The organism is Marilutibacter maris, assembly GCF_003233695.1.
Taxonomy (GTDB): domain Bacteria; phylum Pseudomonadota; class Gammaproteobacteria; order Xanthomonadales; family Xanthomonadaceae; genus Marilutibacter; species Marilutibacter maris.
On sequence record NZ_CP029843.1, the window covers coordinates 1773631 to 1790132 of the forward strand.

Here is a 16502-nt window from a genome sequence, read left to right on the forward strand (position 1 = left end):
GGCCCGGCCATGGGCGTCTGGCGGTGCAGGCGTGACCGTCCGCTTCGGCGCGCGCACCGGCGAGACGATCATCAATTCGCTGCATCTGCGGCGGCGCTGACCAGGAGGCAGGATGCAGGATTCCAGGAATCGTTCCGGCAATCGTTCCGGCAATCGGGATCGCGGTCGCCGCGGGGCGAGCGGGTGGTGGGCGAGCGTGTTGAGTGTCGCCGCCGCCCTGCCGCTTGGCGCGACCGCATCGGGGTACAGCTTCCTCGGCGACCTGCGCGCGTTCGAGCGCAACGACGCCGGCGCTACCGCCAGCTGCGACGGCGCCGCGCTGCGCTTGCACTTCGTCGAAGACGACGTCGTCCGCGTCACCCTGCTGCGGGAGGATCGCCGGCCGCGTCTGCTGACCCATGCACTGGTCGGGCGCGAGCCGGACCCGGTCGAGGTCACAGTCGAGCAGGGCAAGGACGCAACCGTGCTGGCGACCGCGGCGATGCGGGTCGAACTGGCGCACCGCGGCTGCCGCATGACCGTGTTCGACGGCGCCGGCCACGTGCTGGTCCAGGACGACTCTGGCATGGGCACCGGCTGGGACGGCAACGAGGTGCGGACCTGGAAGCGCATCGCCGGGGACGAGCGTTTCTTCGGCCTCGGCGAGAAAAGCGGCGATGTCGACAAGCGCGCCCGCGAATGGGTGATGTGGAACTCCGACACGCCCGGTTACGGCGATGCCAGCGATCCGCTGTACCAGAGCATCCCGTTCTTCGTCGGCCTGCGCGAGGGACGCAGCTACGGTGTCTTCCTCAACAACAGCCACCGCAGCCGCTTCAACCTGGGCGCCGGCAATCACCGCTACTACTCGTTCTCCGCCGAGGGCGGCACGCTGGACTACTTCGTGTTTGCCGCGCCGAGGATCGCCGAGGTGGTCGCCGACTACACCGCGCTGACCGGGCGCATCCCGATGCCGCCGCGCTGGGCTCTGGGTTTCCAGCAGAGTCGCTGGAGCTACTACCCGGACAGCGAGGTGCTGTCGCTGGCGCGGCGTTTCCGCGAGCGCGGCATCCCCGCCGACGTGATCTACCTGGACATCCACTACATGGACGGCTACCGGGTGTTCAGCTGGGACCCGCAGCGCTTTCCGCGCCCGGCGGTGATGCTGGACGAGCTTGGCGACATGGGCTTCAAGCCGATCGTGATCGTCGACCCGGGCGTCAAGGAGGACCCGGACTACCCGATCGCCCGCGAAGGTCTGGCCGGCGACCATTTCGTCCGCTATCCCGATGGCGAGACCTATGTGGGCTCGGTCTGGCCGGGCCGTTCCTATTTTCCCGATTTCGCCCGCGCCGCCACCCGTGCCTGGTGGGGCGGGTACCTGGCGCGGCTGCGCGAGCAGGGCGTGCGCGGGATCTGGAACGACATGAACGAGCCGGCGGTGTGGGGCAAGGCGTTCCCGAACGAGGTGCTGATGCGGGACGCCGACGGCGCGGCCGATTTCAAGCGCATGCACAACCTGTACGGGCATCTGATGGCGCAGGCGACCTACGAGTCGTTGCGCGCGGCGCGTCCGGACGAGCGTCCGTTCGTGTTGACCCGGGCCGGCTTCGCCGGCACCCAGCGCTGGTCGGCGGTTTGGACCGGCGACAACGTCGCCAGCTGGGAGCACCTGCAACTGGGCATCCGCATGATGATCGGTCTCGGCTTGTCCGGCGCGGCGTTCAACGGTACCGACGTCGGCGGCTTCGAGGGCACGCCCTCGGGCGAACTGTTCGCCAGATGGATGCAGGTCGGTGCGTTCTCGCCGTTCTTCCGCGCCCATACCGCCCACGACACGCCGGGACAGGAACCGTGGTCGTTCGGCGAGCGGATCGAGGCGGTCGCGGCCGACGCGATCCGCCAGCGCTACCGTCTGATGCCCTACCTGTACACCCTGTTCCACCAGGCCCACGACAGCGGCGCGCCGGTGCTGCGGCCGCTGTTCTGGCATCACCAGGACGATGCGCAGGCCTATGCGCGCGAGTGGCAGCACCAGTTCCTGGTCGGTCGGCAGCTGCTGGTGGCGCCGGTGACCGCTCCGGGCGTCGCCCTGCAGAAGGTCTATCTGCCGGCCGGGCGTTGGCTCGAACTGGGCACGGGCGAGGTGTTCGAGGGCGGTCGCGCGGTCACCGTCGAGACGCCGCTGGAGCGGCTGCCGGTATTCCTCGCCGAGGGCGGCATCCTGCCGTCGCAGGAGGCGATGCAGTACGTCGGCGAACGCGACAGCGGCACCCTGACCCTGGACGTGTTCGCCGGAGCGAACGACGACGGCTTCGATCTGTACGAGGACGACGGCCGCAGCCACGATCATGAGCGCGGTGGCTACCGGCTGACCCGGCTGCGAGCGCAGCGCGACGATGGCGTCCTGCGCCTGGATCGCGAGGTCGTCCACGACGGCCATCGGGTGCCGGCGCGGATGCTGGAACTGCGTCTGCACGATATCGCCGAGCCGCCCGTCGAGCTGAGCCTGGACGGCACGCGCCTGCAAGACAAGGCCTGGCATCACGACCCGGCGACCCGGGTCCTGTCGGTGCGGGTCCGCGAGCATGGTGCGCGCCAGAGCCTGCTGGCACGATGGTGATCGTGGCGATGCGGCGATACCTGCACGGGAGAGGGCGATGAAGGCGAGGGGCTCGTGGCTGTTGGGTCTGGCGTTGATGTGCGCCGCCGCGCTGCCGGCGAGCGCCGCCGAGGCGCCGACGCTGCAGGTGATGAGCTTCAACCTGCGCTACGCCGACGAGCGTCCGCCCCATGCCTGGTCGGCGCGGTTGCCATTGGTGCTGGAAACGTTGCGGCGCGATACGCCCGATCTGGTCGGCACCCAGGAAGGGCTGTACCGGCAACTGGTCGACCTCGGTCGGGGCCTGCCGGAGCACGACTGGATCGGCCTGGGCCGGGAGGGCGGCAGCCATGGCGAGTTCATGGCGGTGTTCTACCGCCGCGACCGCCTGCAGCCGCTGGAGTACGACCATTTCTGGCTGTCGGACACGCCCGCGACGATTGGCTCGCGCAGTTGGGGCAACCGCATTCCGAGGATGGCGAGCTGGGTCCGCTTTCGCGATCTTGGCAGCGGTTGCGAGCTGTACGTGGTCAACACCCATCTCGACCACGAGACAGCGGACGCCCGCCGCCACGGTGCGCGGCTGCTGCTGGAGCGTATCGACGGCTTCGAGCCGGGCATCCCGGTGCTGCTGACCGGCGACTTCAACACCGGCCCGGGCGATGCGGCTGCGGCGGTCGACGGCGTGCATGCGCGGCTGACCGGCGAGGGCGGCTTCGTCGACAGTTGGACCGCGGCCGGTCATGACGAGCCCGGCTTCGGCAGCTTCCACGACTACGGCGGAACCGCGAAGGCCGCGGGCGGCGCGCGCATCGACTGGATCCTGGCCCGCGGCGCGCTCGGCGTCCGCGACGCGGCGATCGATACCTTCGCCCGCGACGGTCGCTACCCGAGCGATCACTTTCCGGTCAGCGCCCGGGTCGAGTTGCCGCGCTGCCGCTGAGCGGGCGGCGTACCGGTAGGCGTGGCGTAAGCGCCGACCCTCCCATGCCCTCGTAGGAGCGGCGCAAGCCGCGATGAAGGCGCCGAGTCTTCCATGCTCTCGGTAGGAGCGGCGTCAGCCGCGATGAAGCTTTGGTGGGAAGGCCTGATCGCGGCTTACGCCGCTCCTACGGAGCATGAGGGCCTTTGCTTCGCGGCTTACGCCGCTCTTACGCGTTGCCGCTGGGACCGGCGGAGACAGCCGCCCGCGCGATCGCCGCGGCGCCGAGCAGGCCGGGTTGCGGATGCACGACCGCGATCACCGGCACCCGCGCCATCGTCGGCGCCAGCCGGCCCTTGCCCTCGAAGCGCTGGCGGAAGCCGGGTCCCTGCAGGGCCTGCAGCAGGTGCGGCACCAGGCCGCCGGTGAGGTAGGCGCCGTCCCACGCGCCCAGGGTCAGCACCGTATCGCCGGCGGCGGCACCGAATATCCGGCAGAACAGCGCCACCGCCCGCAGGCACAGCGGATCGCCGCGTTCGGCGCCGAGGCTGACCTGTGCCGGCGCCAGCGGTTCGCCGGCGTGGCCCTCGATCTGCGCCAGCGCGTGATGCAGGTTGCTCAGTCCGGCGCCGCTGACCAGGCGTTCGTTGGAGATCCGCCCGAAGCGCGCGCGCAGCCGCCGCAACACCTCGATCTCCTCGTCGCTTTCCGGCGCGAAGCCGGTGTGGCCGCCTTCGCTCTCGACCGGGCAATAGCGGCCGTCGCGCCGCAGCAGGCCGCCCACGCCCAGGCCGGTGCCGGGGCCGATGATCGCGTAGCTGCGGTCGCGGCCATGGCGGTCGCCCGAAGGCAGCGCCCGGGCCGGGACGTCCCCGATCGGCACGACGTCGGCCGCGGACAACGCGGTGACCGCCATCGCCTGGGCGACGAAGTCGTTGACCAGCGACAACCGCCGCAGGCCCAGCGTGTCCCGCAACTGCGATGCGCGGATCACCCAGGGCAGGTTGGTGATCCGGGCCTGGCCGTCTTCGAGCGGGCCGGCGACCGCGATCACCGCCTCATCCACGGCGGCGCCGGCCTGGGTCAGATAATGGGTCGCTGCGTCGGCCAGCGATGGAAATCGGTCGGCTTCGTAGGTACGCAGGCTGTCGTCGACCAGGGGCGTCGTGGCGTCGGCGTCGGCCAGCGCGAAACGCGCGTTGGTGCCGCCGATGTCGGCGACCAGCGTCCGGACCCGACGGCCACCGTCGCGCGCGCGCGCGCCGTCGGCGCGTGCCTCGCGGGTGGAGACCTTCATGCGCGAGGTGCCGGCGCGATCATCAGGGCAGGGGTTCGGCCAGGCTGCGCCCGTGGCTGCGGATCACTCCGGAGTACCAGTGCGCGCTGTCCTTGGGCGTGCGCTGCTGGGTCGCGTAGTTCACGTGGACCATGCCGAAGCGCTTGGAGTAGCCCAGCGACCATTCCAGGTTGTCCAGCAGCGACCACAACATGTAGCCGCGCACGTCGACGCCGGCCTGGATCGCATCGTGGATCGCGCCGATGTGCTGGCGCAGGTAGGCGGTGCGCAGCGGGTCGCGGACCCGGCCGCGGCCGTCGGCATCGACCTCGGCGGCCGGCGGGTCGTACATCGCCGCGCCGTTCTCGGTGATGTAGACCGGGGTGTCGCCGTAGGTCTGCTTGAACCACACCAGCAGGTCGGTCAGTCCCTTCGGATAGAACTCCCAGCCGGTCTCGGAATAGGTCGCCAGCGGTTGGCGCACGCTGCCGGCCTTCAGCGGGTAGCTGTCGTTGGCCTCGGTGACGCCGCGGGTGTAGTAGTTGATGCCGACGAAGTCGAGCTTCTGCCGGATCAGTTCGAAGTCCTGTTTCGGCCATTCCGGCCAGGCGGCGCCGAACACGTCCTCCAGTTCCTCCGGATAGCGGCCGAGCAGGGCGGGGTGCAGGTACTGCTCGTTCATGTAGGCGTGCGCGCGACGGGTGGCGACGCGATCGGCCTCGGAGTCGGACGCCGCGTACTTGGGCTCGATGTTCACCACCAGGCCGATCTCGTGTGCGCCGATCTCGCGGTAGGCGCGGACCGCGGCGCCGTGCGCGCGCATCAGGTTGTGCGAGGCGATCGGCGCCTCGAACAGGCTGCGATGACCCGGCGCCAGCGCGCCGTGCAGGTAGCCGCCGTCGGTGATCACCCACGGCTCGTTGAGGGTCACCCACTTCTTCACCCGTCCGTCCAGCGCCTTGTACATCACCGACGCGTACTCGGCGAACCAGTCGGCGCTGTCGCGGTTGAGCCAGCCGCCGCGATCGTCCAGTGCCGCCGGCAGATCCCAGTGATAGAGGGTCAGCAACGGCTCGATGCCGTTGGCGAGCAGCTCGTCGACCAGGCGCGAGTAGAAGTCCAGGCCGGCCTGGTTGATGCGGCCGGTGCCCTCGGGCAGCACCCGCGCCCAGGCCACGCTGAAGCGGTAGGCCTGCAGGCCCAGGTCGCGCATCAGCTTCACGTCGTCCTTCCAGCGCCGGTAGTGGTCGCAGGCGACGTCGCCGGTGTCGCCGTTGAGGGTCATGCCGGGGGTGTGGGCGAACCGCGTCCAGATGCTCGGGCCGGCGCCGTCGGCCAGCGGCGAGCCTTCGATCTGGTGGGCGGCGGTCGCGGCTCCCCACAGGAATCCATCGGGAAAGACGGGGGCTTGGCTCATCGACGGGCCTCCAGACAGGTATGTCGGTTGGGAATGTAAACGATTACATGGCAGGATAGCCGAGCCCGGCGACAATTGCACCGTCGCCCCTCACAGGATTGGATTGCCATATGGCCCAGGTCTCGCTCGAGCGTCTGCGCAAGGTCTATCCCAACGGCCACGTGGCCGTACACGAAGCGAGTTTCGAGGTCGGCGACGGCGAGCTGCTGGTCCTGGTCGGCCCGTCGGGTTGCGGCAAGTCGACCCTGCTGCGGATGATCGCCGGGCTGGAGGCGATCAGCGACGGCGAGCTGCGCATCGGCGGCACACGGGTCAACGAGCTGTCGCCCAAGGACCGCGACATCGCGATGGTGTTCCAGAACTACGCGCTGTATCCGCACATGACCGTGGCCGAGAACCTCGGCTTCGGACTGAAGCTGCGCGGGATGCCGAAACAGGACGTGCAGCGGCGGGTGGGCGAGGCGGCCGAGATGCTGGAGATCGCGCCGCTGCTGCAACGGCGGCCGGCGGCGCTGTCCGGCGGCCAGCGCCAGCGGGTGGCGCTGGGCCGTGCGCTGGTGCGGCAGCCGCGGGTGTTCCTGCTCGACGAGCCGTTGTCCAACCTCGATGCCAAGCTGCGCGCCGGCATGCGGGTCGAGATTGCGCGACTGCAGCGGCAGATCGGCACCACGATGATCTACGTCACCCACGACCAGGTCGAGGCGATGACCCTGGGGCAGCGCATCGTGGTCCTGCGCGACGGCCGCATCCAGCAGATCGACACGCCGATGGCGCTGTACGAGCGCCCGGCCAACCTGTTCGTGGCGGGCTTTCTCGGCAGCCCGGCGATGAACCTGATCGAGGGCGACTGGGTCGCCGCCGGCGAGGGCGGGCAGCTGCGGATCGCAGCGGACATGGCGCTGGTGCTGGCGGATGCGCCGGCGGTGCCGGCGGGGCGGGTCACGCTCGGGGTCCGCCCCGAGGACTTGACCCTGGCCGAAGCCGGTGCCGGGACGCTGCCGGCACGGGTGGAGGTGGTGGAGGCGGTCGGCAGCGAGGCCTTTCTCAACCTGGACTGCGGCGGCCGTGCGCTGGTGGTGCGGGTGCCGCCGCGCGACCTGCCGCGGGTCGGCGACCGGGTCCACTGGCGCCCGCTGCCGGAACGCCTGCATTTCTTCGATCCCGCCAGCGGCGACCGCCTGCCGAGCTGAACCGTCCACCGCCGCTGGCGGCGGATGCCCGGGGAGCGGGGGCGCTTCCGGCGCCGCAGGCCCGTTATACTGCGGGGAGTGCGACTTTCGGGTCGCATTGCGCCTATATCAGTCAATGACTTGGGCGCGATAATTAATCCAATACCTAATTTCGCGTGCGGCCGATGCCGCCCGCCAAGGGTGACTGCGACGAATGCGTCTGTCCACGATCAAGCTGTCCGGTTTCAAATCCTTCGTCGACCCGACCACCTTGCACCTGCCCACCAACATGACCGGTGTGGTCGGGCCCAACGGTTGCGGCAAGTCCAACATCATCGATGCGGTGCGCTGGGTCATGGGCGAAAGCTCGGCCAGCCGCCTGCGCGGCGACTCGCTGACCGACGTGATCTTCGCCGGCTCCTCGGCGCGCAAGCCGGTCTCGCAGGCCATGGTCGAGCTGATCTTCGACAACGCCGACCGCACCATCACCGGCGAGTACGGCGCCTACGATGAAATCTCGGTCAAGCGCACGGTCAGCCGCGACGGTCAGAGCCAGTACTACCTCAACGGCGCCAAGTGCCGCCGCCGCGACATCACCGACCTGTTCCTGGGCACCGGCCTGGGGCCGCGCAGCTACTCGATCATCGAGCAGGGCATGATCAGCAACATCATCGAGGCCAAGCCCGAGGAGCTGCGGGTCTACCTGGAAGAGGCGGCCGGCATCTCCAAGTACAAGGAGCGTCGCCGCGAGACCGAGAACCGGATCCGTCACACCCGCGAGAACCTCGATCGCCTCAACGACCTGCGCGAGGAGGTCGGCAAGCAGCTCGAGCACCTCAAGCGCCAGGCCCGCCAGGCCGAGCAGTACCAGGCGCTGCAGGCGGAGCGCAAGATCAAGGACGCGGAGTGGAAGGCGCTCGAGCACCGCGCCCTGGACAACCGGCTGCAGGCCCAGCGCGAGAAGCTGGCCCAGCAGGAAACCCGTCTGCAGCAGTTGATCGCCGAGCAGCGCGAGGCCGAGCGTGAGATCGAGACCGGCCGTGCGCGGCGCGAGGAGGCGGCGTCGGCGCTGGGCAAGGCGCAGGCGGCCAGCTACGAGGTCAGCGGCGCGCTGGCCCGGATCGAACAGCAGATCCAGCACCAGAAGGAGTTGTCCACGCGTCTGCAGCGTGCGCGCGACGAGGCGCAGTCGGCCCTGGCCGAGCTGACCCAGCACATCGGCCACGACCAGTCGCAGCTCGACGTGTTGCAGACCGCGGTCGGCGAGGCCGAGCCGCGACTGGAGCAGTTGCGCGAGGAAGACATCGCCCGCCAGGACGCGTTGCGCGATGCCGAGACCCGCCTGGGCGAATGGCAGCAGCGTTGGGACGAGCACAGCCGTGCCCAGTCCGAGGCGGTCCGCGCCGCCGACGTCGAGCGCACCCGTATCGAACATCTCGATCGCCAGGCGCTGGACGCCGAGCGCCGCCGCGAGGCGCTGGCCTCGGAGCGCAGCGGTCTCGACCTCGACGCGCTGTCGGAGGCGTTCACCGCGCTGGAGGAACAGCACGAGACCCAGAAGCTTTCGCTGGACTCGCTGACCGAGGCGCTTGAAGCGCGCAAGGCGACCCTGGCCGAGGTCCAGGAGCAGCAGCGCTCGACCCAGGGCGAGCTGGCCGAGGTCCGCAAGCAGGCGCAGGCCGCGCGCGGCCGGCTGTCGTCGCTGGAGACCCTGCAGAACGCGGCGCTGGGCCAGGAGCAGGGCGCCGCGCTGGAATGGTTGCGCGCGCGCGGGCTGGACTCGGCGGCCCGGGTCGGCGAGAGCCTGCAGGTCGAGGCCGGCTGGGAAAACGCGGTCGAGGGCGCGCTCGGACAGTTGATCGAGGGCGTGCTGGTCGAATCGCCGGAGGCGCTGGTCGATGCGATCGGCGAGCTCGGCGACGGCCGCCTGGCCCTGGTCGAACCCAAGAACGACGCGGTCGACTTCGCACCGACCTCGCTGGCCTCGAAGGTGCGCGGTCCGATCGCGATACGTCGCATCCTGTCGCGCCTGCATGCCGCCGAGGATCTGGTCGCGGCGCGGGCGATGCTGCCGATGCTGGGCGACGGCGAATCCATCATCACCCGCAACGGCGAGCGCCTCGGCGCCGGCTGGGTGCGGGTGCTGCGTTCCGGCGCGGCCCAGCAGGGCGCCTTGCTGCGCGAACGCGAGATCCAGTCGCTGCGCGGCGAGATCGAGACCCTGCAGGCGCGCGAGCACGAGCTGGAGTCGTTGCAGGTGCAATTGCGCGACCGCGCGCTGGCCTCCGAGCAGCAGCGCGAGGACGCCCAGCGGACCCTGTACATGGCCCACCGCAGCGTGTCCGAGCTGGCCGGCCAGTTGCAGAGCCAGCAGGGCCGTCTGGACTCCGCGCGCGGACGCATCGAGAAGATCGACGCCGAGCTTTCGCAGTTGAGCGAGGCCGCCGAGACCAGCCGCGAGCAGTCGCGCGAGTCGCGGATGCGCCAGGAAGAGGCGGTGATGAGGATGAGCGAGCTGGAGGACGTCCGCCAGCAGCTCGACGCCGAGCGCAGCCGCCTGCACGAGGCCCGCGACCAGGCCCGGACGCTGGCGCGCGAGTCGCGCGACACCGCGCACGCGCTGGCGCTGACGCTGGAGACCCAGCGCACCAAGATCGCGGCGCTGACCCAGGCGCTGGACCGCATGGGCGGTCAACGCGGCCAGCTCGACAACCGCCTGGAGGAGCTCACCGAACAGCTGGTGGACGGCGACTCCCCGGTCGACGACCTGGAACAGCAGCGCCAGGTCGCGCTCGAGCAGCGGGTGCAGACCGAGCAGGAACTGAACCAGGCGCGGACCACGCTCGACGGCATCGACGCCGACCTGCGCCGGTTCGAGCAGGTGCGCCAGCAGCGCGACGAGCAGGCCCTGCAGCAGCGCGAGGCGATCGGCCAGCGCCGGCTCGACCAGCAGGCCCTGCTGTTGAAGGCCGAGCAACTGGTGGAGGCGGTCACCGAGGCCGGCTTCGTGCTGGAGGACGTCGCCAACGGGCTGGCCGAGGAGGCCGAACCGTCGGTCTGGGAAAAGTCGGTCAGCGACATCGACACCCGCCTGCGCCGGCTGGAACCGGTCAACCTCGCGGCGATCGCCGAGCACGCCGAGGCCGAGCAGCGCAAGAACTATCTCGACGCCCAGGACACCGATCTGACCGGGGCGCTGGAGACCCTGGAGGACGCGATCCGCAAGATCGACCGCGAAACCCGCGGCCGCTTCAAGGACACCTTCGACCGGGTCAACTCCGGTGTGCAGGAGCTGTACCCACGTCTGTTCGGCGGCGGTCACGCCTACCTGGAACTGACCGGCGAGGACCTGCTCGACACCGGCGTGGCGATCATGGCGCGCCCGCCCGGCAAGCGCGTATCGAACATCTCGCTGCTGTCCGGTGGCGAGAAGGCGATGACCGCGGTGGCGCTGGTGTTCGCGATCTTCCGCCTCAACCCGGCGCCGTTCTGTCTGCTCGACGAGGTCGACGCGCCGCTGGACGAGGCCAACGTCGGCCGTCTTGCGCAGATGGTCAGCGAGATGAGCGAGCAGGTACAGTTCCTGTTCGTCACCCACAACAAGGCGACGATGGAAGCGGCCATGCAGCTGTCCGGCGTGACCATGCGCGAGCCCGGCGTCAGCCGGCTGGTCTCGGTCGATCTGGCCGAGGCGGCGCGCCTGGCCGGTGCCGCATGATGCCGCCGGCCGCCATCGCCCGTCGTCCCGCCCAAGCAAGGAGCCCCTCCGATGTCTGAAGTCTGGCTGTTGCGCCTAGGCATCCTCATCGCCGGCCTGATCCTGCTCGCAGCGATCTATTTCTTCGGCCGTCCGAGCAAGCCCGGGCAGGGCACCCGGCGCCGTCGCGAGTCGCGCGAGGCGGGCGGGCGTCGCGAACCGACCTTCGGCGAGACCCTCGCATCCGGGGCCGGCGATGGCGATTCCGGTGTCGCCGCCGATGACGGCGGCGACGAGCGCGCGCCGGCCAGCCAGGGCAACCTGTTCGCCGCCGAAGAGGCGCCGGACGCCGGCGGCGGCAGCGAACTGGGTCGCCGCACCAGCGAGGCGTTCGACAAGATCGTGACCCTCTATCTGGCCGCGCGCGCCGGCCACAAGCTGCACGGTCCGGACATCGTCGTCGCCGCCGAGAAGGCCGGCCTGGTCTACGGCTACATGGGCGTGTTCCACCGCCTGGTCGAGCATCATCCCGAGCGCGGCCCGGTGTTCAGCGTCGCCAACATCATGAAGCCGGGCAGCTTCGACATGGCCGAGATCCAGTCGCTGGAGACGCCGGCGATCGCATTCTTCCTGACCCTGCCCGCGCCGATGCCGGCGCTGGACGCCTGGGAGGCGATGCTGCCCACCGCGCAACGGATGGCCGAGCTGCTCGACGGCATCGTCCTCGACGAGCAGCGCAATGCGCTCGGCCGTCAGCGCATCGCCCACATCCGCGACGAGCTGCGCGCCTACGACCGTCAGCGCGAAGCGCCGCCGTTGAGCAAGCCCGGCCGCTGGTGATTCGCGTCCAGGTTTCCGGGAGCGCTACCTAGCAGCGGCGCAAGCCGCGATGAAGTTAGAAGTTACCTGTCAGGACGCGTTCGCGGCTCACGCCGCTGCCACAGCCGTCCATTGGGACATGCAGCCACACAGATGAGCACCGATCCCGCCGCCCGTATCGCCGAGCTGTGCCGTCAGCTCAACGACGCCAACTACCGTTACCACGTGCTCGACGATCCGGCGATCCCGGATGCCGAGTACGACCGCCTGCTGCGCGAGCTGGACGAGCTGGAGGCCGCGCACCCGGAGCTGGCCAGCCCCGACTCGCCGACCCAGCGCGTCGGCGCGGCGCCGTCGGGCGCATTCGACGAGGTCCGCCACGCGCTGCCGATGCTGTCGCTGGGCAATGCCTTCAGCGACGAGGAGGTCGCCGACTTCGTGCGCCGGATCGACGAGCGGATCGGCCGCGAGGCGCCGGTGTTCTCGGTCGAACCCAAGCTCGACGGCCTGGCGATCAGCCTGCGCTACGAGCACGGCCGCTTCGTGCAGGGCGCGACCCGCGGCGACGGCGCCACCGGCGAGGACGTGACCGCTAACCTGCGCACGGTCAAGGCGATTCCGTTGAGCCTGCGAGGGGAGGGCTGGCCCGAGGTGCTGGAGGTCCGCGGCGAGGTCTACATGCCGCTGGCCGAGTTCCAGGCCTACAACGCGCGCGCGCTGGTCGCCGCCGAGGAAGGCCGTGGCGACAAGGTACTGGCCAATCCGCGCAACGGCGCCGCCGGTTCGCTGCGCCAGCTCGATCCGCGGGTGACCGCGCGCCGGCCGCTGGCGTTCTATGCCTACGGCGTCGGGCTGGTCGAGGGCGGCGCGCTGCCGGACACCCATTCGGCGACCCTGGCGCGGCTGCGCGAGTGGGGCTTCCCGGTCAGCAGCCAGAGCGACGTGGTGACCGGCCTGGACGGCCTGCTCGGCTATTACCGGCGCATGGGCGCCGCCCGCGATAGCCTGCCGTTCGACATCGACGGTGTGGTCTACAAGCTCGACGACTACGCCGGCCAGCGCGAGATGGGCTTCGTCTCGCGCGCGCCGCGCTGGGCGATCGCGCACAAGTTCCCGGCGCAGGAACAGTCGACCGTGCTGGAGGGCATCGACATCCAGATCGGCCGCACCGGCGCGGCGACCCCGGTCGCGCGCCTGCAGCCGGTGCAGGTCGCCGGCGTCACCGTGACCAATGCGACCCTGCACAACGCCGACCAGATCGCGCGCCTGGACGTGCGCGTCGGCGACACCGTGATCGTGCGCCGCGCCGGCGACGTGATTCCCGAAGTGGTGCGGGTGGTGGCCGACATGCGCGCACCCGACGCGCAACCGTGGACGATGCCGGCGCAGTGTCCGGTGTGCGCCTCGGAGCTGGTCCGTGACGAGGGCGGGGTGGTGTTCCGCTGCTCCGGCGGACTGACCTGCGCGGCGCAGCGCAAGGAGGCCGTGCGTCATTTCGCCTCGCGCCGGGCGATGGACATCGAGGGCCTGGGCGAGCGCTATGTCGAGGAACTCGACGATCTGGGTTACATCCAGAGCGTGGCCGACCTGTTCAAGCTGGAACTGGACGACCTGCTGGAGATGAAGCGGCGCGCCGACGAGCGCGACGGCACCACGCCGGCTCACCTGGAAAAGGCCGGGGCGAAGGGCGGCAAGGTCGCGACCAAGTGGGCCGAGAACCTGATCGAGGCGATCGACCACAGCCGCAAGGCCTCGCTGGAGCGCTTCCTGTTCGCGCTGGGCATCCAGCACGTCGGCGAGAGCACGGCCAAGGCGTTGGCGGCCTGGTTCGGCGACCTGCAGCTGATCCGGCGCCTGCCGTGGCCGCTGTTCAAGCGGGTGCCGGACATCGGCGGCGAGGTCGCGCGCAGCATCGGTCACTTTTTCGACCAGCCCGGCAACCAGCAGGTGATCGATGACCTGCTCGAACGCGGGGTAACGATCGCCGATACCCATGCGCCGTCGCCGAAGCTGCGCGAGGCGCTGGGCCTGGCGGCCGTGCTGACCGACATGGAGATTCCCAAGGTCACCGCGCTGCGCGCCGAACAGCTGGCGACGGCATTCTCCGACGCCGCAGCGCTGCGGGATGCGCCCGAGCACGCCTTCGTGACCGCCGGCCTGCCCGCGGACTCGGCGCGCGCACTGGCCGGGTGGTTGTCGCAACCGCCGCATGCGGCGCTGCTGTCGCGCTGCGGCGAAGCGATGGCCGAGCTGTTTGCGCGCATGCCCGAGGGCGAGGCCGCCGCCGTCGGCCCGCTCGATGGCCAGACCGTGGTGCTGACGGGCACCTTGTCGGCGATGACCCGCGACGAAGCCAAGGCCAGGCTGGAGGCGCTGGGCGCCAAAGCGTCCGGCAGCGTGTCGAAGAAGACCCACTTCGTCGTCGCCGGCGAGGCTGCCGGTTCCAAACTGGCCAAGGCCGAACAGCTCGGTGTCGAGGTCTGGGACGAGGCGCGCCTGCTGGCGTTCCTGGCGGAGCACGAATGAACCGCAACGACGCCGTTCTTGGCGGTGGCCGCAGGAGCGGCGTGGGACGCGATCCGGTCCGTGCCGCGAGGCGGGGCAGGTGAGCTGGCGACCCTCGGCCTCGTTCGAGGCGCTGCGCCTGCGCGCAGGCTTGAACGCCCGCATCCGCGCGTTCTTCGCCGAGCGCGGCGTCACCGAAGTCGAGACCCCGGTGATGTCGGTGGCCGGCAACACCGATCCGAACATCGCCTCCTTCGCGCTGGAGTTCAGCGGTCGCACCGATGGCGCGCCGCGCACGCGTTGGCTGCGCACCTCGCCGGAGTTTCCGCTCAAGCGCCTGCTCGCCGCCGGTTTCGGCGACTGCTATGAGTTGGGCCGGGTGTTCCGCGACGGCGAGGCCGGCGGCCGCCACAATCCCGAATTCACGATGCTGGAGTGGTACCGGCTGGGCTGGGACCACCGACGTCTGGTGACCGAGACCGCCGAGCTGGTGCAGGCGGCGCTGGCCCTGGTCGACCGTCGCGCGCGGCTGCAGACGATCGGTTACCACGAGCTGTACCGGCAGCGGTTGGGGGTGGATCCGGCCAGTACCGACGAGGCCGGCCTGCGCGCCGCGCTGGGCGACATCGAGATCGACCCACGCGGGCTGGGTCGCGACGACTGGCTCGATCTGTTGATGACCCATCGCCTGCAACCCGGCTTCGATCGCGACACCTTGTTGGCGGTGATCGACTACCCGGCCTCGCAGTGCGCGCTGGCGCGGGTTCGCGAAGACGGGGACGCCGTCGCGGTCGCCGAGCGTTTCGAGCTGTACCTGGGCCCGCTGGAACTGGCCAATGGCTACCACGAGCTCACCGATGCCGGCGAGCAGCGGCGGCGCTTCCTGCACGACGGCAGCGTGCGTACACGCCGACAGCAGACGTCACCCCCGGTGGACGAGCGCCTGCTGGACGCGCTGGAGGCCGGCCTGCCAGCCTGCGCCGGGGTCGCGCTCGGCGTCGACCGGCTGCTGATGGCGATGCTCGACAGCGGACGGATCGGCGACGTGCTGGCGTTCGACTTCGCGCGGGCGTGAATCCGTGACGCGGGAACGGTAACCGGGCGCTTGGGGCATTGCGTGTCGGGCGGCGTGTCACTACGGTGGCGATCGGCGCCGCCGCTTGTCCGTTCAGGATCGGTTGCGCCGCGATCGTCCGCTGGCGGGCGGGGATTCAGGTGGTCGCGGTACCGTGGAAGCGGTCACGCCATGCGCGATGACGAAGTCATATCGGGAGGGAACAGGCAATGGGTGCGTTGATCCGGATGCTCGCGCCGGTACTGGTGCTGGCCTGCGCAGGCTGTATCTATGATCCGGGGTTCTTCGGTGGCGGCCCCACCGCGCCCGGCACGCCCTATCCGGGCGGCGGCCACCCCGGTTACCCGACCTATCCGAACTATCCCGATCCGTACCCGGACAACGGTCGCGGCGGTCCCTTTGTCTGCGAGTCCCGCGACAACCGTACCCAGCGCTGCCCGGCCGATACCCGTGGCGGCGTGCGCCTGGTGCGCAAGCTGTCGCGCGCTTCCTGCGTGGAAGGGCAGAGCTGGGGCGTGGATCGCAACGGCGTGTGGGTGACCCGTGGCTGCCGTGCCGAATTCGTTGCCGGCTACGGCGGCACCCCGCCGGGCTACGGCACCGGGCTGGTGCGCTGCGAGTCGCAGGACAACCGCACCCGGCATTGCCCGGCCGACACCCGTGGCGGCGTGCGCCTGTCGCGCAAGCTGTCGCGTGCCAGTTGCGTCGAGGGCCACAGCTGGGGTTACGACCGCGGCAGCATCTGGGTCAGCCGGGGGTGTCGCGCCGAGTTCGTGACCGGTCGCGGTGGCGGCCACCGTCCGACGCCGGACCCGGGACATGGCCGGATCGTGCGCTGCGAGTCGCGCGACGGCCGCCACCAACGCTGCAGCGTGCACGTGCCCAGGGGCGTGGTCCTGTCGCGGCAGTTGTCGCGCGCGCCGTGCATCCGCGACAGCAGCTGGGGCTGGGATCGCAACGGCATCTGGGTCGGCAGCGGCTGCCGGGCCGAGTTCAGCGTCCGCTGAGCGACCGCGGTCGAGGTCCGCTGCGCGCACCCGC

At 70.5% G+C, this 16502-nt stretch carries 10 protein-coding genes; 8 read left to right on the forward strand and 2 right to left on the reverse strand.

From position 1 onward, the window contains the following. Positions 1-199 precede the first annotated feature (199 nt). Positions 200-2602 carry a glycoside hydrolase family 31 protein gene (locus C9I47_RS07830; RefSeq protein WP_190238634.1) on the forward strand — a complete coding sequence of 801 codons (2403 nt, stop codon included), beginning with the start codon at positions 200-202 and terminating at the stop codon, positions 2600-2602. Between the two features lie 37 nt (positions 2603-2639). Next, positions 2640-3524, forward strand: coding sequence for an endonuclease/exonuclease/phosphatase family protein (locus C9I47_RS07835; protein WP_223250328.1), 885 nt, complete (start codon positions 2640-2642; stop codon positions 3522-3524). 208 nt (positions 3525-3732) lie between these two features. Here the strand turns inward: C9I47_RS07835 and glk are convergent, their stop codons facing one another. Next, positions 3733-4800 carry a glucokinase gene (gene glk / locus C9I47_RS07840; protein ID WP_111266237.1) on the reverse strand — a complete coding sequence of 356 codons (1068 nt, stop codon included), beginning with the start codon at positions 4798-4800 and terminating at the stop codon, positions 3733-3735. A gap of 22 nt (positions 4801-4822) precedes the next feature. Further along, the gene (locus C9I47_RS07845; protein WP_111266238.1) at positions 4823-6196 is read right to left on the reverse strand and encodes a GH1 family beta-glucosidase; all 1374 of its coding nucleotides are present in this window, start codon (positions 6194-6196) and stop codon (positions 4823-4825) included. A gap of 110 nt (positions 6197-6306) precedes the next feature. Here C9I47_RS07845 and C9I47_RS07850 point away from each other — a divergent pair, with 110 nt between their 5' ends. The 6 genes from C9I47_RS07850 to C9I47_RS07875 all read left to right on the forward strand — a co-directional run bounded on the left by C9I47_RS07850 (position 6307) and on the right by C9I47_RS07875 (position 16468). Then, a complete protein-coding gene (locus C9I47_RS07850) occupies positions 6307-7386 on the forward strand; it encodes an ABC transporter ATP-binding protein (protein WP_111266239.1) in 1080 nt (359 codons plus the stop codon). 193 nt (positions 7387-7579) lie between these two features. Next, entirely contained in the window at positions 7580-11083 is a 3504-nt protein-coding gene (gene smc / locus C9I47_RS07855; RefSeq protein ID WP_111266240.1) for a chromosome segregation protein SMC, read from the forward strand. Between the two features lie 51 nt (positions 11084-11134). Continuing rightward, a complete protein-coding gene (gene zipA, locus C9I47_RS07860; RefSeq protein WP_111266241.1) occupies positions 11135-11902 on the forward strand; it encodes a cell division protein ZipA in 768 nt (255 codons plus the stop codon). A 132-nt stretch (positions 11903-12034) separates the two neighbouring features. Then, positions 12035-14407 (forward strand): NAD-dependent DNA ligase LigA, encoded by a 2373-nt coding sequence (ligA, locus tag C9I47_RS07865; protein ID WP_111266242.1) that lies wholly within the window; start codon positions 12035-12037, stop codon positions 14405-14407. Positions 14408-14486: 79 nt separating this feature from the next. Continuing rightward, on the forward strand, positions 14487-15461 hold the full coding sequence (epmA, locus tag C9I47_RS07870; RefSeq protein ID WP_111266243.1) for an EF-P lysine aminoacylase EpmA: 975 nt from the start codon (positions 14487-14489) through the stop codon (positions 15459-15461). 209 nt (positions 15462-15670) lie between these two features. Then, positions 15671-16468: a DUF3011 domain-containing protein gene (locus C9I47_RS07875; RefSeq protein WP_111266244.1), complete on the forward strand. Its 798-nt coding sequence runs from the start codon at positions 15671-15673 to the stop codon at positions 16466-16468. Positions 16469-16502: the final 34 nt, after the last annotated feature.

What these genes read in the sequence shown, in the direction of transcription:
- C9I47_RS07835 (WP_223250328.1), top strand. Translation starts at nt 2,640, where the DNA reads ATGAAGGCGAGGGGCTCGTGGCTGTTGGGTCTGGCGTTGATGTGCGCC.
- glk (WP_111266237.1), bottom strand. Translation starts at nt 4,800, where the DNA reads ATGAAGGTCTCCACCCGCGAGGCACGCGCCGACGGCGCGCGCGCGCGC.
- C9I47_RS07845 (WP_111266238.1), bottom strand. Translation starts at nt 6,196, where the DNA reads ATGAGCCAAGCCCCCGTCTTTCCCGATGGATTCCTGTGGGGAGCCGCG.
- C9I47_RS07850 (WP_111266239.1), top strand. Translation starts at nt 6,307, where the DNA reads ATGGCCCAGGTCTCGCTCGAGCGTCTGCGCAAGGTCTATCCCAACGGC.
- smc (WP_111266240.1), top strand. Translation starts at nt 7,580, where the DNA reads ATGCGTCTGTCCACGATCAAGCTGTCCGGTTTCAAATCCTTCGTCGAC.
- zipA (WP_111266241.1), top strand. Translation starts at nt 11,135, where the DNA reads ATGTCTGAAGTCTGGCTGTTGCGCCTAGGCATCCTCATCGCCGGCCTG.
- ligA (WP_111266242.1), top strand. Translation starts at nt 12,035, where the DNA reads ATGAGCACCGATCCCGCCGCCCGTATCGCCGAGCTGTGCCGTCAGCTC.
- C9I47_RS07875 (WP_111266244.1), top strand. Translation starts at nt 15,671, where the DNA reads ATGGGTGCGTTGATCCGGATGCTCGCGCCGGTACTGGTGCTGGCCTGC.